18 protein-coding genes are annotated in these 21,843 nt (G+C 68.3%); 12 read left to right on the top strand and 6 right to left on the bottom strand.

The features are described from left to right. Positions 1-31: 31 nt before the first annotated feature. Together ACZ60M_RS02730 and ACZ60M_RS02725 are read right to left on the bottom strand one after the other, a co-directional pair. Positions 32-214: a DUF397 domain-containing protein gene (locus ACZ60M_RS02730; RefSeq protein WP_465414022.1), complete on the bottom strand. Its 183-nt coding sequence runs from the start codon at positions 212-214 to the stop codon at positions 32-34. Further along, complete coding sequence (locus tag ACZ60M_RS02725) at positions 211-1,020, bottom strand: DUF5753 domain-containing protein (protein ID WP_465414020.1); 810 nt, start codon at positions 1,018-1,020, stop codon at positions 211-213. The genes ACZ60M_RS02730 and ACZ60M_RS02725 overlap by 4 nt, the downstream gene beginning before the upstream one ends. 268 nt (positions 1,021-1,288) lie before the next feature. On the opposite strand from ACZ60M_RS02725, the gene ACZ60M_RS02720 reads away from it, so the two are divergent. Continuing rightward, on the top strand, positions 1,289-1,558 hold the full coding sequence (locus tag ACZ60M_RS02720; protein ID WP_465414018.1) for a hypothetical protein: 270 nt from the start codon (positions 1,289-1,291) through the stop codon (positions 1,556-1,558). A gap of 769 nt (positions 1,559-2,327) precedes the next feature. Here the strand turns inward: ACZ60M_RS02720 and ACZ60M_RS02715 are convergent. From ACZ60M_RS02715 to ACZ60M_RS02705, 3 genes are all read right to left on the bottom strand, one after another. Next, positions 2,328-3,047, bottom strand: coding sequence for a MerR family transcriptional regulator (locus ACZ60M_RS02715; protein ID WP_465414016.1), 720 nt, complete (start codon positions 3,045-3,047; stop codon positions 2,328-2,330). Between the two features lie 81 nt (positions 3,048-3,128). Then, complete coding sequence (locus ACZ60M_RS02710; protein WP_465414014.1) at positions 3,129-3,656, bottom strand: acyl-CoA thioesterase; 528 nt, start codon at positions 3,654-3,656, stop codon at positions 3,129-3,131. An 86-nt stretch (positions 3,657-3,742) separates the two neighbouring features. Continuing rightward, positions 3,743-4,738 carry an SRA domain-containing endonuclease gene (locus tag ACZ60M_RS02705; RefSeq protein WP_465414013.1) on the bottom strand — a complete coding sequence of 332 codons (996 nt, stop codon included), beginning with the start codon at positions 4,736-4,738 and terminating at the stop codon, positions 3,743-3,745. Between the two features lie 161 nt (positions 4,739-4,899). On the opposite strand from ACZ60M_RS02705, the gene ACZ60M_RS02700 reads away from it, so the two are divergent. From ACZ60M_RS02700 to ACZ60M_RS02690, 3 genes are all read left to right on the top strand, one after another. Then, positions 4,900-5,541: a flavin reductase family protein gene (locus ACZ60M_RS02700; RefSeq protein WP_465414011.1), complete on the top strand. Its 642-nt coding sequence runs from the start codon at positions 4,900-4,902 to the stop codon at positions 5,539-5,541. Between the two features lie 75 nt (positions 5,542-5,616). Continuing rightward, positions 5,617-7,257, top strand: coding sequence for an FAD-binding dehydrogenase (locus ACZ60M_RS02695; RefSeq protein WP_465414010.1), 1,641 nt, complete (start codon positions 5,617-5,619; stop codon positions 7,255-7,257). A gap of 327 nt (positions 7,258-7,584) precedes the next feature. Continuing rightward, entirely contained in the window at positions 7,585-10,275 is a 2,691-nt protein-coding gene (locus ACZ60M_RS02690; RefSeq protein ID WP_465414008.1) for a transglycosylase domain-containing protein, read from the top strand. A 55-nt stretch (positions 10,276-10,330) separates the two neighbouring features. Here the strand turns inward: ACZ60M_RS02690 and ACZ60M_RS02685 are convergent, their stop codons facing one another. Then, positions 10,331-11,563, bottom strand: coding sequence for an amino acid deaminase/aldolase (locus tag ACZ60M_RS02685; protein ID WP_465414006.1), 1,233 nt, complete (start codon positions 11,561-11,563; stop codon positions 10,331-10,333). A 78-nt stretch (positions 11,564-11,641) separates the two neighbouring features. Between ACZ60M_RS02685 and ACZ60M_RS02680 the strand changes: the two genes are divergently transcribed. From ACZ60M_RS02680 to ACZ60M_RS02645, 8 genes are all read left to right on the top strand, one after another. After that, complete coding sequence (locus tag ACZ60M_RS02680; protein WP_465414004.1) at positions 11,642-12,961, top strand: D-arabinono-1,4-lactone oxidase; 1,320 nt, start codon at positions 11,642-11,644, stop codon at positions 12,959-12,961. Between the two features lie 45 nt (positions 12,962-13,006). Beyond that, positions 13,007-13,753, top strand: a complete 747-nt coding sequence (locus tag ACZ60M_RS02675; RefSeq protein WP_465414003.1) for a pyrimidine reductase family protein — start codon at positions 13,007-13,009, stop codon at positions 13,751-13,753. Further along, positions 13,746-15,473, top strand: a complete 1,728-nt coding sequence (locus tag ACZ60M_RS02670) for an ATP-binding protein (RefSeq protein ID WP_465414001.1) — start codon at positions 13,746-13,748, stop codon at positions 15,471-15,473. The genes ACZ60M_RS02675 and ACZ60M_RS02670 overlap by 8 nt, the downstream gene beginning before the upstream one ends. 51 nt (positions 15,474-15,524) lie before the next feature. Next, positions 15,525-16,679 (top strand): exonuclease SbcCD subunit D, encoded by a 1,155-nt coding sequence (locus ACZ60M_RS02665; protein WP_465413999.1) that lies wholly within the window; start codon positions 15,525-15,527, stop codon positions 16,677-16,679. Next, a complete protein-coding gene (locus ACZ60M_RS02660; protein WP_465413997.1) occupies positions 16,679-19,111 on the top strand; it encodes an AAA family ATPase in 2,433 nt (810 codons plus the stop codon). The genes ACZ60M_RS02665 and ACZ60M_RS02660 overlap by 1 nt, the downstream gene beginning before the upstream one ends. Before the next feature lie 251 nt (positions 19,112-19,362). After that, positions 19,363-20,139 carry a carbonic anhydrase gene (locus tag ACZ60M_RS02655; RefSeq protein WP_465413995.1) on the top strand — a complete coding sequence of 259 codons (777 nt, stop codon included), beginning with the start codon at positions 19,363-19,365 and terminating at the stop codon, positions 20,137-20,139. Positions 20,140-20,364: 225 nt separating this feature from the next. Beyond that, positions 20,365-21,285 (top strand): DNA double-strand break repair nuclease NurA, encoded by a 921-nt coding sequence (locus ACZ60M_RS02650; protein ID WP_465413993.1) that lies wholly within the window; start codon positions 20,365-20,367, stop codon positions 21,283-21,285. A gap of 9 nt (positions 21,286-21,294) precedes the next feature. After that, a complete protein-coding gene (locus tag ACZ60M_RS02645) occupies positions 21,295-21,792 on the top strand; it encodes an SRPBCC domain-containing protein (protein ID WP_465413991.1) in 498 nt (165 codons plus the stop codon). Positions 21,793-21,843 lie beyond the last annotated feature (51 nt).

The following is a 21,843-nucleotide window of genomic DNA, read 5'->3' as shown; positions in this document are numbered from 1 at the left end:
CAAAGCCTTCCGCCCCACGGGCTTTACACCGCTAGGACCGCTCAGCTGCGCGGAGCAGACCGGTGAAGTCAAGCGCCGCTAGCTCGAAAATCGGGGAATCCTCGCCAAGCTTGCTGTCCCGAACCTGGAAACCCGTCTCGCCTGTACGCGCCTCAACACAGGCGTTGTCATCCCCACCGCTGCGACTGGATTTCCGCCATTTGCTCTGCCTCATAGCTTGATCTCCTTAATCGACCTCGCTAGCGAGCGGCCGCCATCAACCGCCGCGCGGAACTCGGCGACCGCTCTGGGCAGCTCGATATAGCGAGCACCATCAGGAGCGTCGAAGTAGGCGAGGTCCGGGTCGTCATCCTCGGTGAAGGATAGTACGTGGAACGGAACATCCAAGCCCAGCACTGGCCCGACCTCGAAGGGCACGTAGCTCACGGTGATGTGCGGCTCGGAATCCTTCTCGACGAGGTACTCCAACTGATCTTCGGGACATCCCGAGCGCAGGACGCCCTCCCCCATAACCACGTTCAGGGTCACCGAAGCGCCCCGGCTCTCGAAGCCCTTCTGACGCTGAAGCCGCCGTTCTACTCGTTCCTCGATGTCTGCGGGCGAAAGACTCCTATTCCGCTCGAACAGCATGCGCATGTAGCTCTCGCGCTGCAGCAGGCCATGCACGAACATCGTCTCGTTCGAGTCGATTCGGCTGGCAAGTCGCTCCAACTCGATGTAGGCGTGGAAACCGGACTTCGTCATCGCATCGATCGACTGCAGCCATGAGGTCTCGTCAACCAGGTCCCACAACCGCTCCAGCTCGGCCTGCTTCTCGATCGGAGCATTGAATAGCCGGGCGAGGGCTCCGATTACCGGAAAGGTCAGACCCGTCTTGTGGCCGTTGGCGAACCGTTGATACGTGCGAGTCGATCCGACAATCCGCACGATGCGCGAATCAGTTACGGGAATCTGGGCTGCGAGACGTAGCTTCTCAGTCTCGCGCCCCACCTGTCGGCGTAGCGCCGTTCCTGTTGCCATCGAACAAGTATCACAAAAATCGCGAACTGTAAAACCTCCACAACGCGCGGCATTCCACATGGCATCCTGGCGCGACACCGCGCCATGCGCGCATGGCGTACAACGCCGCGATACTTCACAGCCAGGCCGCCACCTGGGGTTTTGCTATTGATCCGGCAATACGACCCGGCCTACCTTCGATGCATCGCAGGTGCCAGACCAATGGCTTGAGCGAACCGGAGGCAACATGCAGTACCCGAGCGTCGATCATAAGAAACCACCTTCGCCTGTGGCCCAGGAACTTGAGATCGGCATTGCCCTCGTCGGCTCAACCCGTGTCCGCTGCATCCTGGACCCCGACTGGGGCTCCGTGATGTGCTTCCGGATCGCGCCAGGCGAACTCTCCGACTACCTCGGAGTCCTCACCGGACCCGACACCAACTCCCCCAACCTCCACCTCGTGTCGGAATCCCGCTGGCGCTTCCCGACCCCCGAACTCCGCGAAGTCCTCCGCCAAACCGTCTTCGCCCTCTACCAGAACTGGCGGGCCGGGCGATGAACCCATCTCCAAACACGACCCCGACCCCGGTCCCCGGCGAACACAAGTCAGACGGCGGCACGCCTCCCTGGTGCCAGACCTGCAGCAAGCACTACCGCTGCCCGATCAAGTTCCCTTGCGGCACATATCAAATCCAACACCCACCCACAAGGACCTAACCCGAATCGGTGCCGCCGAGCGCGCTCCTCCCAGGCAGCAAGCGCCCGGCACCGACTGGCCGCGCCCGCGATGGTGGGTCCCGGGCGCGGCCGCCCCAAGTCCTTCGATTCGCACCCTGCTCGCGGCTCGAGCAAAGAAACTGTCGGTGGTCACCTCTACACTTTTTGCAACGAGGCGCTTCGCCCCGACAACTTCACAACAACTGGAGGCATCGATGTCCGCACCAACCTCAGCACCCGAACTCGACAACCTCGCCGAATCCATTACCGCGCTCGCAGGAGCCCGCAAGCGAATCCCGCTCAATCACCTGCTCCGCGAGACCGCGCTGAACATCCTCATACTCTCCCGCATCGCGTCGAACCGTCTCGAAGACCGGCTCCGCCGCGAGGAGATCGAGTCAGCTACAGACCACCTGATCACCCAGTTCCGCCATGCCGCATGGGAACTCCCGATCCCGGCTCCGATCGAAGCACCCTCGCCACCCGACCCGTCGCCACCACCGGAACAGCCATCGCCTAGCCCGCCAAGCCCTGGCACTCCCCCGCGGTCACTGCCACCAGGGCGCTAGGACTCTGGAGGAAGGGGATCAATCTTCCTCCAGAGCAATGGGTCAGCGCTGGTAGAGCGAGATCTGGTTGGAGCTGGGGTCTTCGATCACGCAACGCCGAGGGGCGTAGTCGGACTCCTCGGGCGGCTGGACGAGCGTGGCGCCCGCGCTGATCGCGGCCGCGTGCGCGGCGTCCAAGTCATCGACGTAGAAGCCGAACTTCGCAGGGTTCACCCCGCCATCCGTAGTCGTTCCCGCCGACCGGTCGAGCGTCAGCAGGAAGAACGAGTCCGTCTCCCACGCGCCGAACTGGAACGAGGAGATGCTCTGGTCGTATTCGAGGCCGAAGGCCTCCGTGTAGAACCTGACTGTTTTGTCGAAGTTCCGCGCCGGAACCGTCACCTGGACCACCCGGTCCTCCTTGACGATATTCATTTCAGTCCCTTCTGCAAAGTGCCGGCCGACAGCGTCAGCCAGCTGTGCGATGGCATGAGCCCGCTTCAGGATTCGTTCACGGTGCAGATGCAGCACTGCTGCAGTCTCCTGCCCGCTCTGGTCGGCGAGTGCCGTACGGATCTGGTCGATGGGTAGGTCCACCGAACGCAGGTGGCGGATCAGCTTCGCTTGCGGCGCTTGGTCGACCCGGTAACGCCGATATCCCGTGCCGGGGTCGACTCGGGCCGGTCGCAACAGTCCGACCTCGTCGTAGTGGCGCAGCGCCGGAATCGACAGGCCCGTCTTGACGGAAAACTCGCCGATGCTGAGCAGTTCGCGGTGACTCATGGCGACCACGTTATGAGCTCTGGTTACCTGAGGGTCAAGCCTTCGGCGAGGGCGTGCAGTTCCGACAACAACGGCCGCCGCCTACTTCGCCGAATCGCCGATCCGGGTCGCGGCCGTCAGCTCCACCAACCACTCGGGAACTTCCCGATCGATCGGGAATCCTCCAGCGACCTTCTCCAGCTCATCGTGCTCAACCGATCCCCCGGACCGCTTCAGGAACCGGGTCCGCACGAAGGCCTGGGCGTACACCACATCACCGACACAGAAGGTCTGCTCGGTGTAACCCCACCGCTCGTCGAACCCGAGCACCCTCGTCCGGAGCTCGAACCGCTGCCACGGCTGCAACGACTTCTTGTAGGTGATGGTCTGCCCGGCCACGACCGGGTACCAGCCCTTTTCCTTCATCTTCGACCAGAACCCGGATCGCATCATCAGATCGATCCGTCCCACGTCCATGATCGTCAGGTACCGGCTGTTGGTCATATGCCCGAACGGATCAAGGTCCGTCGGCACAACCCTGAAGGGAGTCGCAGCCGTATCCCACAACCCAATCGCCCCCCGCCGCCGCGAACGCATCCACAGCAGCAGCAACCGGAAGTAGAGGTTCATCAAAGCACCACCGAAGTCCCGCGGGCGCGATCACCCACCCAACAAGTTACCCGACAGTAGCATGATGGGTGGGCGACAAGACATAGCTAGCTCCCGGCCACCGGCCAGCCCACGAACTGTCCGTCTTCTTCGTAGACCAGCTCGATTCCAACGGACTCGATCAAGCCCCGCAGGTCTTCCTGCGGAGGCTCTGGAAGTAGAACCGCAAGGGCTGAAGGCTTGGGATCGATGTGGCGCTGGTAGTCGAGAAGTTGCCCGATCGCCAGCCGAACTGAGTTTCGGTCGGCTCGCCCTTTGGCCTCGTAGAGGATGTTGTCGGAGACGTCGAAAAGATCGCTCAGCAACACGGTGCGTAGTTCTGTGATGGAGATCTTGCACCGCTTGACCTCGTGGCCATTCGACTCGAGCGTGGCTCGAAATCGATCGACCAGATCCGCTTCCCTCCGTCGAACCTCGGTCTGCTCGATTGCTCTGCGCACGATGATGGAAGCGATGTTGCTCTCGGGCTCGACAAGTTTGCTCACGACCGGCTCGGCCGGGTCGACCTCCGCGGTGGCATGGAAGTCGATGTAGGTGATGCCAGGCAGCACCAGCTTTTCTTCGACCGACGGCTCTGCCGTCGACCCGACCGGCCGTAGCTGGAAGACGATGACCTTCCTGAGGTCACCGTTCTCATCGGGCGCACTTGAGAAATCGTGCGTTGTCGGCAGATCTACCTCGTATTCACCGAGGTACTTGTGGAGCCGCGCACCACCCGAACCATTCGCGTAGCCAACTGCCTCAAAGAGTCGGATTGCTCGACCGTCCTCGTGATGGTTGAGGATTGCGGCATTTCCGTTCGTCAGCTTCTGGTCGCCAACACGGCCTTCTCCGGTGTAGAGGACGAGCGGGCCGACATCGTCGTAGAGATCAAGGTTATCGATGTAACCGTACGGTTCGCCTTTGAGGGGATCGGAGAAGATCATGACGTTTGGGGTCTTCCTGGAGTGCACGATCCCGCTGTAGCGAGAGCCTCCCCAGTTGTCGAAGATTTCGTCGCGGCCGTAGACCCGGCCGAGTTCGAACTCTGGTACTTCGGTCATGGGATGTCGTCACCTCGCGGGGGTGGGCACAAAGAGGGGTTTCAGTCTATGCGGCTGACACCGTTGCGGGGGTTCGTGAATGCGAGGTCGGTTTTTGGCCAGCTTGGGTGGGGGTGGGGCGGGTTTAGTTGGGTGGGTCAGGTTGGTTGAGAGGGGTTGTCATGCATGTGAAGGCGGATCTGAAGGTGCTGTACTTCGGGACTCCGGTGGTGCTCATCAGCAGTCGGAATGCTGACGGGTCGGGGAATGTGGCGCCGATGTCTTCGGCGTGGTGGTTGGGGCAGTCGGCGATGTTGGGGATGGGGAACCGGTCGAAGACGACGGAGAACATGCTGCGGGAGCGGGAGTGTGTCCTGAACATGGTTCCCGCGGACCTCGTGGATGCCGTGGATTTGCTTGCTCCTTTGACCGGGGCTAACCCGGTGCCGGATACGAAGGTGGCCAAGGGGTATCGGTTTGAGGCCGACAAGTTCTCTGCTGCCGGGTTGACTCCGCAGCCGTCGGAGGTTGTCGGGGCGCCTCGGGTTCTGGAGAGTCCTATTCAGCTGGAGTGCGTGGTTGAGGCTGCTCATGGGTTCGGAGGGACCGCTACTGCTTTCGAGGTTCGGGTTGTCCGGGCGCATATCGAGGAGGGGTTGCTCGTGCCGGGGACGGACTATGTGGACCCGGTCGGGTGGGACCCTCTCATCATGAAGTTCTGCGAGTTCTTCGGCGGGGCGGAGAACCTGCGGCCTTCGACGCTTGCCGCGGCTTGGCGGATGCCGCATCAGGGGGTCCTGAAGGAGAAGTCTCCAGTCAGTTGACCGCAGGTCGCGGTACTGGCATATTGACGCTACGCGCCAGTAGGCGTCGGAACTGCTGCTGGGGAGGCTCGGGCGATGGACAGTGACGTCATCGTGGTCGGTGCGGGGTTGGCCGGGTTGGCCGCTGCTGCGGAGCTGGTCAGGCTCGGGAAGAGCGTGACCGTGCTGGAGCAGGAGGGCGAGCAGTCGCTCGGGGGCCAGGCGTTCTGGTCGTTCGGGGGGCTGTTCCTGGTCGACTCGCCCGAGCAGCGGCGGATGGGGATCAAGGACTCCCACGACCTCGCGTGGCAGGACTGGCTCGGGACGGCCGGGTTCGACCGGCCCGAGGACGAGTGGCCGCGGAAGTGGGCCGAGGCGTACGTGGACTTCGCGTCCGGGGAGAAGCGGGCCTGGCTGCACGCCTTGGGGGTCCGGTTCTTCCCGGTCGTCGGGTGGGCCGAGCGCGGGGGCTATACGGCGCAGGGCCACGGGAACTCGGTGCCGCGCTTCCACATCACGTGGGGCACCGGGCCGGGGATCGTGGAGCCGTTCGCGCGGCGGGTCCGGCAGGCCGCCCATGAGGGGAAGGTGCAGCTCAAGTTCCGGCATCGGGTTGATGAGCTGACCGTGACCGATGGTGTCGTGACCGGGGTGTCCGGGACGCTGCTTTCTCCTGACGGGTCCAAGCGCGGGGTGGCGACCACTCGGGAGCCTCTTGGCGAGTTCGCGATCAGCGCTGAGGCGGTCGTCGTTACGTCGGGTGGGATCGGCGGGAACTTCGACCTCGTGCGGCAGAACTGGCCGGAGCGGCTGGGGAAGGCGCCCAAGCGGCTCATCTCGGGCGTGCCGGCGCACGTGGACGGGCGGATGCTCGGGATCGCCGAGGAGGCCGGGGCGAACCTGATCAACCGCGACCGGATGTGGCATTACACCGAGGGCATCGAGAACTGGGACCCGATCTGGCCGCACCACGGCATCCGGATTCTCCCGGGGCCGTCGTCGCTGTGGCTGGACGCGACCGGGAAGCGGCTCCCCGCGCCGCTGTTCCCCGGGTTCGACACGCTGGGCACGCTGGAGCACATCATGACCACGGGCCACGAGTACACGTGGTTCGTGCTCACGCAGAAGATCCTGGAGAAGGAGTTCGCGCTCTCCGGGTCCGAGCAGAACCCGGATCTGACGGGCAAGGACATCAAGCTGCTGCTCAAGCGGGTGCTGCCGGGCGCGCCGGGGCCTGTGGAGGCGTTCAAGAAGCACGGTGCGGACTTCGCCGTGGCGGCGACGCTGCCGGAGCTGGTCGCGAAGATGAACGGGATCACCGGCGAGGGCCTGCTCGATTACGAGACCGTGCGGGCGGCCGTGGAGGCGCGGGACGCCGAGATGGACAACAAGTTCACGAAGGACCTGCAGGTCACGGCCTTGAGAGGGGCCAGGAATTACCGAGGCGACAAGCTCATCCGGGTCGCGTCGCCGCACCGGCTGCTCGATCCGAAGGCCGGGCCGCTCATCGGGGTGCGGCTGAACCTGCTGACGCGGAAGACGTTGGGCGGCTTGCAGACCGACCTGGACGGGCGGGTCCTGAGGGCCGACGGGGAGCCGCTGCCGGGGCTGTACGCGGCCGGTGAGGCGGCGGGGTTCGGCGGGGGCGGGATGCACGGGTACCGGTCGCTGGAGGGGACGTTCCTGGGCGGGTGCCTGTTCTCGGGGAGGCAGGCCGCGCGCGGCGTCGCGAAGTAGTCGCATCCGGGTCGTGACGGTGTGTGCCGGTTCGTCACCGGCATGCCGGTCGCGTGGTGGCAGTGGAGGTCTAAGGTGGTCGTTAAGCGGCCTTCCTCACCCGCGAAACCGAGCACCCCTCGCCTACCGGGCGTGGTCCGCTAACATCCAAAGTTCTGCGGGCGCCAGCCTTACTGCTCCTCAGCAGCGCTCGCCGAAGCCGGTCGCAGGCCACACGCCGCGGATCGGCACCTCACAACTCGTGGATGGTTGAGCATGAGCGACTTTCAGCACCCTGCCCCGCGCCACCAGGCCGGTCCCCCTGCAGGCCCGCCGATGGGTCCGCCGATGCGACCCCCGGTCGGCCCCCCGATGGGCGGCTCCCCGGCAGGCCCGCCGATGGGCGGCCCGCCGGTAGGCCAGCCTTCCGTCGCGGGCGGCGGCAACATGGGGCGCGCGTCGGTCGTCAGCGCCGCCAAGCCCAAGCCGGTCCCCGGTGCCGCGAAGAAGGGCCGCAAGAAGAAGCGCATGTCGGTGCGCCGCCGCCGCGTCTACGCGGCGCTCATCATGGTGTGCCTGATGTTCCTCGGCGCGATCACCGTGGCCGGGTCCTGGTTCTTCCAGAACGTCCCCGCCCCCGAGGACCTCAAGTTCGGCGAGTCCACCACCTTCACGCTCGCCGGCAGCGAGACCCCGATCGCCGGGTACGGCGAGTACACGCGCAAGCTCGTGGACGAGTACGAGCAGCTGCCGAACTCGGTCGTCTGGTCCCTGCTCGCCTTGGAGGACAAGGACTACTTCGAGCACGAGGGCGTCGACTACAAGGGCACCATGCGCGCGCTGGTCAACAACCTCAAGGGCGGCGACACGCAGGGCGCCTCGACCATCAGCCAGCAGTACGCGGGCATGGTCTCCGACATCCGCGACGACCTCACCTACGGCCGCAAGGCCCGCGAGGCCGTCATGGCCATGAAGCTGGAGCAGGACAACTCCAAGCAGACGATCCTGCTCCACTACCTCAACCTCAACTTCTACGGCCGCGGTTCCTACGGCATCGAGGCCGCCGCCGAGGTCTGGTTCGGCAAGAAGGTCGAGGAGCTGTCCTGGGGCGAGGGCATGATGCTCGTCATGCAGGTCAAGGCCGGTGACGGCTCGTTCGACCCGCGGGTCGCCGAGGAGGGCAGCACCGCGCCGCTCGACCGCTGGACGCACGGCATGAACACGCTGCTCACGCTTACCGAGGACCTCAACGCCGACGAACTCGCCAAGGTCCAGGCGGACCTCGACGCCGGGATGCCCGAGACCCTCGAAGCGCTGCAGAACCCGGGCACGTGGGGCCACGACACCACCACCGGCTTCATCACCAACCCGACCGACGGCTACATCTGGGCCGAGCTGGAGAGCCGCTACGGCCTCAGCCAGGAAGAGTTCTACGGCAAGGAAGAGAACACCGGCGGCTACACCGTCGAGCTGACCCTCGACCCCGACGTCCAGGCCGCGGCCGTGAGCACCGCCTCGCGCGGCGACCTCGAACGGCAGAGGAACGAGAACGACGAGCTCATCGACGACAACGGCGCGGTCGTCACCGAGGAGAACGCCGCTGCCGCCGCCGAGTACGTGAACGAGGACGGCTACTTCGAGTTCGTCAACAGCAACGACAACGCGGCGCTCCACGACTACAACAAGTCGATGGCCAGCGCGGTCGTCGCGGTCGAGCCGGGCACCGGCCGGGTCCTGGGCTACTACGGCGGCGACAACGGCCTCGGTATCGACAAGGCCGGCCTGGAGAACCCGCACCCGCCGTCGTCCACGTTCAAGATGGTCACGGCGGCTACGGCGATCGAGAACGGCGCTTCGATCGACTCGTGGTGGAACGCGGAGTCGCCGCGCGAGTTCGACTCCTTGGAGACATTCGACGACCCGACGATCTCGAACTCGGGGTCGAACACTGGCGGCGCGGACCACATGACCCTCACTGAGGCGGTGCGGCAGTCGAAGAACACGCCGATGTACGCGATCGCCGAGAAGTGGGGCGCGACGGCGATCCTGGAGACCGCGGTCAACATGGGCATGCGTCAGATGACCCAGACCGAGGACGGCCAGGAGGTCACGTACCGGTTCTACCGCGACAGCGAGGGGGCGATCACGTACTCGCGCCACGGCATCATCGAGAACGACGACGGCTCGTTCGTGACCGACCCGGTCACGGGCAACATCGACACGGACGCCTCGCTCGACGGCTACGAGTCCGACAAGGTGACGCCGATCAAGACGCCGCTGGACCTGAGCTCGAAGAACTCGCCGTTCTACTACCACATCAGCTTCGGCCAGTACCCGACTTCGGTGGCGTACATGGCGAGCGTGTACGCGACGATCGCGGCCGACGGCGTCTACAACGAGATGCACTACGTCGAGGCGGTGTACGACCGCGACGGGAACCCGGTCCCGGAGCAGCGGAAGCTGGAGTCGTACCAGGCGCTGGACTCGACGATCGCGCAGAACCTGCAGTGGGTGGGTTCGACGATCACCGGTGAGGGCGACACGATCGACGGGGGCCGCCAGCTCACCGGTAAGACCGGTACGTGGCAGGCGGCCGACGAGTACGGGGACGCGAACGCGCACACCTGGTATGTGGGCGCGATCCCGCAGCTGAGCATCGCCGCGTGGGTGGGCAACGCGACCGCGGAGTCGGCGCCGCTGCTGAACAAGGACGGCGGCACTGACGGCGTCTACGGTTCGAAGCTGAGCTACCCGGTGTGGATCCAGTTCATGAACGGCGCGATCGAGTCCGAGGGGTACGAGTCGCAGAACTGGACGGAGGCGTCTTCGCACGCGGGCAGCGCGATCGTGGACGACATCCTGAACGACCAGGGGATGATCGACGCGAGCAGCGCGTACTGCGTTGCGAACCCGGGCGATACGAAGTGCGTCGCTGCGACGCCGCCGCCGGGGCAGGAGACGTGCGACGCGATGTCGGAGTTCTTGGGGCTGTGCGAGCCCGGTGAGAACAACCGCGGCAACGGCCGCGGCGACGACTGATCCAAGATGAGCAAGGGCCCGGCGGATTTCCCGCCGGGCCCTTTCGCGTTGTGTGTCAGGCGAAGGCGTGGCCTTCGCCGCGGTAGGTGGGGACCTCGTCGACGAGTTCGCCGCCGCGGACGAGGTAGAGGGTGTTGACGCGTTCGGCGAGTTCACCGGCTTTGGCGTGGCGCATCCAGACGCGGTCGCCGATGGCGAGGCCGTCGGCGACGCGGCCCTTGAGCGGGGTCTGGACCTCGCCTGCGCCTTCGGTCTTGGAGAAGCGCATACCTGCCGGGAAGGTCGGTTTGGGGAGGCGGTCGGGGCCGGGGACGCCGGAGGCGACCCAGCCGCCGCCGAGGGCGGTGACGATGCCGGGGCGGGGGCGGCGGACGACGGGCAGGGCGAAGAACGCGGCGGGGATGGGCCGGATCGAGCGGTAGCCGTCGAAGAGCGCGGGCGAGTAGAGGCCCGATCCCGCGGCGATCTCGGTGACGGAGGGGTCGGCGGCGGTCGAGACGACCGAGCCGGTGCCGCCGCCGTTGACGAACTCGAGGTCGGCGACGCTGCGGACGGCGGCGACGGCCTCGGCGCGGCGTTCGGCGAGTTCGAGGCGGGAGACGCGCTGCATGAGCCGCACGAGCGGGTATTTGAGGGCGGCGGCGGAGTAGGCGTCCTGGACGCCCGCGATCTGGCCTTCGTAGGCCATGATGCCGACGAGGTCGACGCCGGGCCGCTTGTCGATCTCGTGGGCCATGTCGAGGGCGTGCTCGGGGGTGCGGACCGGGGAGCGGTGGGCGCCGATGTGGATGCGGCCGCCGAGGAGTTCGAGGGAGACGTCGAGTTCGAGGCAGACCCGCAGGGTCCGGTTCGGGTCGGGCTCGATGTGGCGGCGCAGGAAGTCGAGGTGCTCGACGGAGTCGACCATGAGGGTGATGCGGCGGGCGAGCTCGTCGTCGGCGGCGAGGGCGCGGAGGGCGTCGGTGTCGGCTGTCGGATACGCGACGACGATGTCGTCGAATTCCTGTGCGAGCCATAGTGCTTCGGGCAGGGTGAAGCCGAGGATGCCCTTGAAGCCGGGCTGATTGAGTGCTCTGCGCATGAGGGTGCGGCAGCGCAGGGATTTGCTGGCGAGGCGCAGGGGTTTCCCTATGGCGTTGCGGCGCAGGATCGCCGCGTTGGTGTCGAAGGCGTTCAGGTCGACGACCGCGAACGGCGGCTGGAGCCCGGCGGTGGCGCGGCCCAGCTCGGCGAACCGGTGTTCGAGTGCGGCGGGGGCATCGACCCCGGTAACTCGCTGGTAGCCCATCCGACTTCCCTTCGGCAGCTCAATTGGGGTTAGATGAAAGCTACCGTGAAGTTCGCCTCACATTCAACCGGAGTAGCTATGGGAGCTGCCGTGGGAACCTCGATCTGGCAGAACTGGTCGGGCACCGAGAGCGCCGACCCCGCCCGCACCGTCAGGCCCGCGGGCGCCGAGGAGCTGGCCGCGGCGGTCACCGCAGCGGCCTCGGACGGGCTGCGCGTGAAGGCGGTCGGGGCCGGGCACTCGTTCAGCGGGATCGCGGTCGCCGACGGCGTGCAGGTCGACATGGGCGGTCTCGACCAGGTCGTGGAGGTCGACCAGCGGTCGGGCCTGGTGACCGTGGAGGCGGGCATGCCGCTGTGGCGGCTGAACGAGGTCCTCGACGCGCACGGGCTGGCGCTGGAGAACATGGGCGACATCGACCGGCAGACGATCTCGGGGGCGATCTCGACGGGGACGCACGGCACCGGGGACCGGTACCGGGGGTTCGCTTGGCAGGTCAAGGGATTGAAGCTCGTTCTTGCAGACGGCTCGATCGTACAGTGTACGGAGTTCGAGCGGCCGGAGTTGTTCGCGGCCGCGCGGCTCGGGCTCGGGGCGCTCGGGGTCATCGCGGAGGTGACGCTGCAGTGCGTCCCGGCGTTCCGGCTGAAGGCCGTCGAGAAGCCCGAGCGGCTCGACACCGTGCTCGACAACCTCGACGAGCTGGTGTCCGAGAACGACCACTTCGAGTTCTACTGGTTCCCGCACACCTCCAGGACGCTGACGAAACGCAACAACCGGTACGCGATGTCCGAGCCGAGCCGCGCACCCAGCCGCCTGTCGTACTGGTGGAGCGAGGGCTTCACCGAGAACACCCTGTTCGAGGCGAGCAACCGGGTCGGGGCGCGCTTCCCCGGCATGGTGCCGGGCCTCAACCGGATCGCCGGGCGGGTGTGGAGCGCCCGGGAGTACACGGACGTGTCGCACCGGGTCTTCGCGTCCCCGCGCTCGGTCGTGTTCCGCGAGATGGAGTACGCGCTGCCGCGCGAGGTACTGCCCGACGTGCTGCGGGAGCTGCACGCGACCGTAGAGCGCGAAAGGCACCTCGTGTCGTTCCCCGTGGAGGTGCGGTTCGCGGCCGCCGACGACATCTGGCTCTCGACCGCGCAGGGGCGCCGGACCGCCTATGTGGCGGTGCACCAGTACCACCGGCACGACCACGAGGCGTACTTCAAGGACTGCGCGGCGATCTTCGACGCCGCGGACGGGCGCCCCCACTGGGGCAAGATGCACTCGCTCGACGCCGAGCGCCTGGGCGAGCGCTACGAGCACTTCGACGACTTCCTCGCGGTGCGAAAGGAAGTCGACCCCGACAGGCGCTTCTCGAACCCGTACCTGGAACGCGTCCTCGGCGACTGAGCGTCCACCGGGCCGGTTGTCGGGGCCGTGGGCTACCTTTCAGCCGTGGCAGAGGTGCGGTACCGAAAACTCGATGAACTGACCGACGACGAGGTCTACGCGGCGTACGCGCCGCCCGCCCCCGACTGGCTGCGGGTCAACTTCGTCGCCAGCGCCGACGGCGCGGCGACCCTGGAGGGCCTGTCCGGTCCCCTTTCGGGTGAAGAGGACAAGCGCGTGTTCAAGGTCCTGCGGGCGCGCTGCGACGTGCTCCTGACCGGGTCCGGGACGGTGGCGGCGGAAGGGTACGGGCCGCTGGTCCTCTCCCCCGACCGGATGGCCTGGCGCAAGGCCCAGGGCCTGCCGGAGGTGCCCGTGATGGCGGTCGTCTCGCGCAGCCTCGCCGGGCTCGACCCGGACATGGGGATCTTCACGCTCGCGCCGCGGCGCCCGGTCCTCGTCGTCCCGGCCGACCTGCCTGAAGCGCAGGTCGGGCCGTTCCGGAAGGTCGCGGACGTGATCGCGGTCGGCACCGGCGAAGTCGACTACGCCGCCGCGATCGCGGCATTGCGGGAGCGCGGGCTGCGGCAGATCCTGTGCGAGGGCGGGCCGCGCGTCTTCGGCGACCTCATCGCCGCCGACCTCGCCGACGAACTCGACCTGACGCTCTCGCCGCTCCTGGTCGGGGCCGGTCCCGTGCGCATCGCCGAGGGCCCCGCGTCCCCGGAGGCCAGGCCCCTGGAGCTGCGACACGTCCTCGAAGCCGGGGGGAACCTCATCCTGCGCTATCTGCGAGGATCAACCGATGAGTGAATCGGTCGGCCGCGTGCTCGGCACTGAGGACGCGACGCCCCTGGCGTTCTGGGTCGGCGTCGGCCCCGACGCGTACGCCCAGCTCGACGACGTGCTCACCACCGAGCGGCAGGTGCCCGGGGTCGGCACGGTCCGCATCTCCGGCGTCGTCACCGCCGTGCGCTCGCGCCACGAAGGCGCCCAGTTCGACTCGGACGTGTTCGACATCGCCGGGGGCCTGCTCCCCGCGCAGGTGCAGGAGGCCGCCGAGGTCACCGTGACCCGCGTCGAACCCGAGGTGTTCGTGCCGCCGCGCCCCGGCGCCGAGGTCCAGCGCGCCTCCGGCGAGGACCGCGACCGGGCCCTGTACTTCGACGGCATGGCCCGCCAAGTGCCCCTCGGGTTCTCGCGCGACGGCCAGCCGGTGTTCCTCAACCCCGACTTCCTCGACGGCACCAGGGGCGCGCACGTCTCCATCTCCGGTATCTCGGGTGTGGCCACGAAGACCTCGTTCGCGACGTGGATGCTCTACTCGCTCCTGCACTCCGGCGCGCTCGGCGCCGAGGCCGCGAACACGAAGGCGCTCATCTTCAACGTCAAGGGCGAGGACCTGCTGCTCCTCGACCACGACAACACGAAGATCGACGAGACCGTGCGCGACTCGTACCGGCGCCTGGGCATGGAACCGGGCGCGTTCAAGTCCGTGGAAGTGCTCGCGCCGCCGCGCGAAGGCGACTCCAACGGCGTCCCGGACGTGGCGTGCCGGTCCACGGGTGTCGACGCGTTCTACTGGACCCTCGCCGAGTTCTGCCAGCTCAGCCTGCTGCCGTTCGTGTTCGCCGACGGCGACGACGACCGCCAGCAGTACACGATGGTCGTCCACCAGGTCGCCGCCCGGCTCCGCAAGGAGGCCCGACCCAAGGACAACGGCGCCATCAGTGTCGACGGGCAGCTGCTCACGAGCTACCGCGACCTCGTCGACCTCATCTGCGAGCGCCTCTCCGACGACGAGACCCGCACCGAGTGGGCCGGGTCGGCGATCGGCCTCGGCACCGTGAACGCGTTCATCCGCCGCCTCATCGCCTCCGGGCGCGACATCGGGCGGCTCATCCGCGGCGACCTGCCGCCCAAGGGCGCCGTGCTCACCTCCGAAGCCCAGGTCACCGTCGTGGACCTGCACAACCTGCCCGACCGGGCGCAGCGCTTCGTCGTCGGCGTCGTGCTCCGCACCGAGTTCGAGCGCAAGGAGAAGGCCGGCACGGCCAGGCCGCTCCAGTTCGTGGTCCTCGACGAGCTCAACAAGTACGCGCCGCGCGAGGGCACCAGCCCGATCAAGGACATCCTGCTCGACATCGCCGAGCGCGGACGCTCCCTCGGGGTCATCCTCATCGGCGCCCAGCAGACCGCGTCCGAAGTGGAGCGGCGCATCGCGTCGAACTCCGCTATCCGGGTGGTCGGCCGCCTCGACGCCGCCGAGGCCACGCGCCCCGAGTACGGGTTCCTGACGCAGGCGCAGCGCATGCGCGTGCTCATGGCCAAGCCCGGCACCATGTTCGTGGCCCAGCCCGAACTCCCGGTCCCGCTGGTGGTGAACTTCCCGTTCCCCGCCTGGGCCACCCGCCCCGCCGAGGCCGGGTCCGCCCCGGCCCCCACCGCGCGGTCCGGCCGCGCCATGTCCCCCACCGCGAAGGTCGACCCGTTCGACCTCGCCGGGGACGACGAAGACGACATCCCGTTCTAGACACGGGTCCACAGCACCGCACCGACTTTCAAGGACACAGAGGAGCAGGCCTTGCGGATTCTCCACACGTCCGACTGGCACGTCGGCGTCACCATGAAGGGACGCTCGCGCCTCGACGAGCAGCGCGCCGTCTTCAAGCAGATGGTCGACGTGGCGCGGGAAGAGGCGGTCGACCTGGTGATCGTCGCCGGGGACCTCTTCGACACCGCCTCGCCTTCGGCCGAGTCGCAGCGGCTGCTGTTCTCGGCGCTGTCCGCGCTGCGCGGCACCGGCGCCGAGGTCGTCGTCATCGCCGGGAACCACGACAACGGCAAAGCCCTTGAGGCCCTTCGGCACTGGGCGCACGCCGCCGGAATCCACCTGCGCGGGTCGCTCGGGAAGGCCTCCGACCACCTCGTCACCGGCACCACGGAAAGCGGCGAGCGCTGGCGCTGCGCCGCGCTCCCGTTCATCGCCCAGCGGCACGCCGTGCGCGCCGCCGAGCTGTTCGAGCTCGGCGCGGCCGGGGCCGAGGCGAACTACGCCGACCACCTGCGCCGCCTCGTCTCCGCGCTCACGCACGACTTCACCGCCGACACCGTGAACCTCTTCACCGGGCACCTCACCGTCGTCGGCGGGAAAGTAGGCGGCGGCGAGCGGGAGGTCCACACCGTGGCCGACTACGCCGTGCCCGCCGCGATCTTCCCGCCCACCACTTCCTATGTGGCCCTAGGACACCTACACAAGGCGCAAGCAATCCAGGGGCCCTGCCCGATCCGCTACTCCGGCGGCCCGCTCGCCGTCGACTTCGGCGAAGAGGACCACACCCCGAGCGTCGCGATCGTCGACGTCGCGCCCGGCGTGCCCGCCCGCACCCGCACCGTCCCGCTCACCGCCGCCGTGCCGCTGCAGACCGTGCGTGGCACCCTCGAACAGCTCGCCAGCGCCAAAGTGGACGAACGGGCATGGCTGCGGGTCTTCGTCACCGAGCCCGCCCGCGCCGGCCTGCGCGGCGAGGTCGCCGACCTCTTCCCGCGCGCCGTCCAGATCCACATCGACCCGGTCATGCGCGCCGAGGACGCGAAACCGCGCGAGCGGCGCTCCGGGCGCAGCCCCGGCGACCTCTTCACCGCGTACCTCCACGAGCATCAGCACGACGACCCCGCCGTCACGAAGCTGTTCGCCGAGCTCTACGAAGACACCCAGACCGTCACCGAGGAGGCCTGATGCGGCCCGTCCGACTGGACCTCCAGGGCTTCGGCTCCTACACCGGGAGCGAGACCTTCGACTTCACCGACGCGGAGTTCTTCGCGCTCACCGGGCCCACCGGCGCGGGCAAGTCCACGGTGCTCGACGCGATCTGCTTCGCGCTGTACGGCAGGACGCCGCGCTGGCCGAAGTCGGCCACGCAGAACTCCCTCGCGCCGTCCGCTGTGGAGGGACGGGTGCGGCTGGTGTTCGGCGCGGCGGGCCAGCACTACGTGGCGACCCGGATTCTGCGGCGCGACCGCAACGGCAAGGTCAAGACCACCACGGCCGCATTGGAGCAGCTGCCGGAGGGCGTGAACCCGGCCGAGGACACCGAGCTGGTCGAAGGGCTCGGCAAGGCCTTGGGCGGCAGCCCGAACGAGGTCAACGCCGCCGCCGAGCGGATCATCGGCCTGCCGTTCGAGCAGTTCACCAAGTGCGTGCTGCTGCCGCAGGGCGAGTTCGCGGAGTTCCTGCGCGCGTCCTCGGCTGACCGGCGGAACATCCTGGAGAACCTGCTCGGCCACAGCGTCTACCGCGCGATCCAGCAGCGCGCCCGCACCCGGTTCGTCGACGCCGACGCGAAGCGGCAGGCGTACGAGACGCAGCTGGCGGGCATCGCGCCGGTCACCGAGGAGCAGATCGGGCACGCCGCCGAACGCGTCGAGCGCCTGGAGAAGCTCTCGGAGCCGGTGCGGGACAAGTCGAACGCGCTCGACGGGCTCGCGGCGGCCGTCGAGACGGCCCGGCGCAGGCTCACCGAGGCGGAGGCGAACCTCGCCTCGCTCACGTACATCAAGCAGCCGTCCGGGGTCGCGGACATCGCCGCGCAGGTCGCCGCCGCTTCGGCCGCCGTCGCCGAGAAGGGCGCCGAGGTCGAGGCCACCGAGGCCGAGGACGAGCGGCTGCGGTCTGAACTGGACGGTCTCGACCTGGCGAAGCTCGAACGGGACCTCAAGGCCTGGGCCGAACTCGGCGAGACCGAGTCGAAGCTCAAGACCGGCCTGGAGCTCACCGAGGAGCTGCGCGACCAGTTCGCCGAGGCCAAGGAGCTCGAAGAGGCCGCCTCGGAAGAGGTCGAGATCCAGCACGCGGTGCTCCACAAGATCCGCATGGCCGAACTCGCCGGAACCCTCAGGGCCGGGCTCGAAGTGGGCGACGAGTGCCCGGTCTGCGACCGCCCGGTCGAGGACGTGCCCGAGCACGACCTGTCGGAATCGATGCACCAGGCCGAAGAGGCCTCCCGTACGGCCACAGTGGAGTTCCGGGATGCGCAGGCCGCCGTGGTCGCGCTCCAGACGAAACTGGAGAGCTACGAGGAGCGGCTCACCGAACTGCAGCTCGCCGAGCGGCGGCTGAAGAAGAAGCTCGAGAACGTCCCCGAACCGGCTGTGCTGCAGCAGCAGCGCGCGAACTCCGAGGACGCCCGGCAGCAGCTCGCAGGCACCGGCGCGGCATTGAAGGCCGCGCGGCGCGCGCTGCGGGAGGCCGAGAAGCGCAAGGCCACCGCCGACGAGCGCCAGCAGCGGGCCTGGAAGGAGTTCCAGCACGCCCGCGACCAGGTCGCCGTGCTCGGACCGCCCGCCGCAGGGGACGACCTGGCCGCGAGCTGGGGCCAGCTCGTCGACTGGGCGGCAGCTTCGCTGGAGCGCGCCGGGACCGAGCGCGAGGCCGCCCGCACCGAGCTCGCGGGGCTCGACGGCCGCGCCGAGACGCTGCGCGGCGAACTCCGGTTCGCCTTGGGCGAGTTCAACGTCGAGGTGCCACGGAACGGGACCGGCGGCGACTACGTGGCCCGCCACGCGACGGCCGTGGAGGTAGCGCGCGCCGATGCCGCCGCGCTCACCGAGGCCCGCAAGCGGCGCATCGACCTCGACGCCGAGATGCGGCGCTTCGCGGGAGAAGCGCTGGTGGCCAAGGAACTCGCCAGGCATTTGGACGCCCGCAAGTTCATGGAGTGGCTGCTGAGCGAGGCGCTCGACGAGCTCGTGGCGGGCGCGACCGTGATGCTCAACCGCATCACCGGCGGCCAGTACGACCTGGTCTACCGCGAGCAGGACTTCTGGGTGGTCGACCACCACGACGCCGACATGCCGCGCCCGGCGCGGAGCCTGTCGGGCGGCGAGACCTTCGCGGCCTCGCTGTCGCTGGCACTGGCTTTGTCGGATCAGCTTGCGAGCCTGTCGCGGCATGGCGCGAGCCTGGAGTCGATCATCCTCGACGAGGGCTTCGGCACGCTCGACCCCGAAACGCTCGACGCCGTCGCGACGACCCTCGAAGCCCTGACGCTGTCGGCCGGGCGCACCGTCGGCCTGGTCACGCATGTGGCCGATCTCGCAGAGCGGGTGCCCGTGCGGTTCCGCGTCACCAAGGACGCCAAAGGGTCCCATGTGGAGAAGACCTGGTCTTAGCGCAGGTCACGGCCTCTTGACGATTTTTTGACATACCTATGGGACTACTGCGCGCCCTGATCCTGGCCGCCGCGTCGCGGCGGGAGTAGGTTGACTCCGTTGGCCCCGTTACGCCGCAACGGCACGCTCGCTGTTCGCGTTCCGTTCGCGTGCACGGCGTCCGACAAGAGTGCATTGTCCGGCTATGCCGCGGGCCACATGAACTCGATTCACCCGCCGTTAAACTTGAACCTTCAAGTACTTATGGCGACATGAGTACATTGCACATTCGCGGCACCCGTCGCAAGCTCCTCACCGGCGCGGGCGCCCTCGGCGCAGGCGCGATCGCCGTCTTCGCCCTCGACGCGTGCAGCGCCGACGGCGGCGGCATCGGCGGCGAGGACGCCGCCGCGCAGACCCCCGAGGTCCCCGACCTCCACGAGCTCGACTCGGCCGCCGACATCTGGGACGCCCTCCTCGACGGCAACCAGCGCTGGGCCGACGGCGCACCCGTCCACCCCCACACCGACACCGAATGGCGCGAGTCCCTCGCCGAAGGCCAGGAGCCCCGCGCCGCCGTCTTCAGCTGCGTCGACTCCCGCGTCGGCCCCGAGCTCGTCTTCGACACCGGCGTCGGCGACCTCATGGTCACCCGCACCGCCGGGAACGTCTTCGACCCGCTCGTCTCCGAGTCCGTGTCCTACGGCCCCGCCGCGCTCGAAGCGCCGCTGCTCGTCGTCCTCGGCCACCAGAAGTGCGGCGCCGTCACCGCCGCCCACGAAGCGCTCCTCGCCGCCGAGGAGGGCACCGAGCTCGAAGAGCACGAGTACGCGCTCCCCGAGACCGTCGAGGCCCTGCGCCCCGCCTACGAGGCGTCCAAGGGCGAGTCCGGCGACCCGGTCGACGCCATGATCAAGGCGAACGTCCTGCTCACCATCCAGGCGCTCAAGGAGCACCCGAACCTCGCCGAACTCGTCGCCGACGGCGAGCTCACCGTGGTCGGCGGCGTCTACTCGCTCGAGACCGGACTCGTCACCGAGATCTCCTAACGGCCGGGGCGTCGACGGCAGGGCCTGCCCCGCGGGTCAGGGCGCGGCGGTACCCGAGTCCGTTTGTTCGCTCGCAAGGCGGAAGGCCCTCCCGATACCGGGGTTGTATCGGGAGGGCCGACAACGCAGCGAGCGGGCAAACGGGCCGGGTAACGACCGGTCTGATCCGCGGGGCAGGCCCTAGCAGTACGCTGGGCCGCAACCATTGCGGAAAGCAGGTGCGCCTTGCAGATCACCGTCGACGCCTGGGACCCGTCCTTCGCGGACAACCCCGAGTCGCCCTCGCGCGCCAACCAGGCGATCGTGAACGCCGGCGTCGAACTCGAACCCGCCGACTGGCGCCCGGTCGACGCGCCCGCCTCCGGGCCGCGCCGCATCGTCGTCGTGGACGGCGTGCGCCGCATCGACGCCCGCGTCGAGCTGTTCGAGGACGGCGAGCGCTGGCCGGGCGTGTGCGTCTCGTGGGCCGCCGGAGCGGTCGCGTGCGACCTCGACGGACAGGTCGCGATGGTCGGCGAGTCCGAGGTCGGCCGCGGCCTGTTCGCCGCAGTGGACCCGGGCGTCGAGTTCGGGTACTACACGTACTGCAAGGTCGACTCGCCCGACCCGGGTGAACTCGTCAACGAAGCGCAGCTCAGGATGGCCGAGCTCGAGGCGAAGATGGCCTCGATGGTCGCGTTCGACGCCGAGCTCGCCGTCCTCGACGGCCCCCTGCGCGGGCGCACCCGCCTGCCGCACTCGGTGGGGTACATCAAGAGCCACCACCGCTCCTATCTTCCGAGCGAGCTGAACGCGGTCGTCGAGCGGCTGCGGCCGGGCCAGCGCACGCCGGTCTTCCACCTCATGTCCGGCTGGCCGCGCTACACGTGGTACCTGCGGCTGCCGGGCACGTCGTCGCGGGGCTGGGCGGGCGTCGCGCGGCTCGAAGCCGCCGACGAGCTGAGCGAAGAGGCCGCGATCGCGCTCGCCGACGCGACCGCTGCGGCCCTGCCGCCGCTGGGTTCGGCCGCGCACAAGGACGCGCGGGCCCCGCAGAACCTCACCCCGATCGCGGGCCTGGAGCGGCGCCTGAAGCGGATGCTCGGCGACCCGCGCCTGCTGCTGCGCTCGGTGCGGGCGGCTTCGGCGGCGACCGACCGGATCTAGGATTGGCCGATGGGATCTGAAGCCTTGGCGGGCAACGACATCGACAGAGTCATTCACGGTACGGCGACGCATTCGCGGGTGCTCGGCGCAGCCCCGGAGCGCGTGTGGGCGGCCTTCGCTGAGCTCGAGATACGGGACCGCTGGTTCCGTATTCCCGGCAAGGACTCGGTCCATGAACTGGACTTCCGCGTGGGCGGCGGCGAGACCTCACGGGCGCTGTTCGCTCCGTCGGGGACGCCTGAACTGGTGGAGTGGCGGTCGCACTTCTTCGACCTGGTGGAACCGAGGCGCCTCGTGTTCGGCTACGAGCTGCAGGTCGACGGCGTGCGCCGCACGGTCTCGCTCGTGACCGTGGAGCTCGTGCCAGAAGCGGGCGGGACCCGGATCGACTACACGGAGCAGTACGCGATCACGGCACTGACCGGGGACGGCTCGCAGGACGAGAAGCACCTGAAGGGCAGCCTGCTCTTCCTGTTCAACCGGCTCGAAGCGGCCCTGGGGAAGTAAGAGGCCCCGGCGCGGGTGCGCCGAGGCCTCTGGGTCAGCGAACTCCGGGTC

The sequence above is a fragment of the Glycomyces sp. NPDC050141 genome, from assembly GCF_055586545.1.
This window is presented reverse-complemented; position numbering and strand designations above follow the sequence as displayed.

What these genes read in the sequence shown, in the direction of transcription:
- ACZ60M_RS02730 (WP_465414022.1), bottom strand. Translation starts at nt 214, where the DNA reads ATGAGGCAGAGCAAATGGCGGAAATCCAGTCGCAGCGGTGGGGATGAC.
- ACZ60M_RS02725 (WP_465414020.1), bottom strand. Translation starts at nt 1,020, where the DNA reads ATGGCAACAGGAACGGCGCTACGCCGACAGGTGGGGCGCGAGACTGAG.
- ACZ60M_RS02715 (WP_465414016.1), bottom strand. Translation starts at nt 3,047, where the DNA reads ATGAGTCACCGCGAACTGCTCAGCATCGGCGAGTTTTCCGTCAAGACG.
- ACZ60M_RS02710 (WP_465414014.1), bottom strand. Translation starts at nt 3,656, where the DNA reads ATGAACCTCTACTTCCGGTTGCTGCTGCTGTGGATGCGTTCGCGGCGG.
- ACZ60M_RS02705 (WP_465414013.1), bottom strand. Translation starts at nt 4,738, where the DNA reads ATGACCGAAGTACCAGAGTTCGAACTCGGCCGGGTCTACGGCCGCGAC.
- ACZ60M_RS02700 (WP_465414011.1), top strand. Translation starts at nt 4,900, where the DNA reads ATGCATGTGAAGGCGGATCTGAAGGTGCTGTACTTCGGGACTCCGGTG.
- ACZ60M_RS02695 (WP_465414010.1), top strand. Translation starts at nt 5,617, where the DNA reads ATGGACAGTGACGTCATCGTGGTCGGTGCGGGGTTGGCCGGGTTGGCC.
- ACZ60M_RS02690 (WP_465414008.1), top strand. Translation starts at nt 7,585, where the DNA reads ATGCGACCCCCGGTCGGCCCCCCGATGGGCGGCTCCCCGGCAGGCCCG.
- ACZ60M_RS02685 (WP_465414006.1), bottom strand. Translation starts at nt 11,563, where the DNA reads ATGGGCTACCAGCGAGTTACCGGGGTCGATGCCCCCGCCGCACTCGAA.
- ACZ60M_RS02680 (WP_465414004.1), top strand. Translation starts at nt 11,642, where the DNA reads ATGGGAGCTGCCGTGGGAACCTCGATCTGGCAGAACTGGTCGGGCACC.
- ACZ60M_RS02670 (WP_465414001.1), top strand. Translation starts at nt 13,746, where the DNA reads ATGAGTGAATCGGTCGGCCGCGTGCTCGGCACTGAGGACGCGACGCCC.
- ACZ60M_RS02660 (WP_465413997.1), top strand. Translation starts at nt 16,679, where the DNA reads ATGCGGCCCGTCCGACTGGACCTCCAGGGCTTCGGCTCCTACACCGGG.
- ACZ60M_RS02655 (WP_465413995.1), top strand. Translation starts at nt 19,363, where the DNA reads ATGAGTACATTGCACATTCGCGGCACCCGTCGCAAGCTCCTCACCGGC.
- ACZ60M_RS02645 (WP_465413991.1), top strand. Translation starts at nt 21,295, where the DNA reads ATGGGATCTGAAGCCTTGGCGGGCAACGACATCGACAGAGTCATTCAC.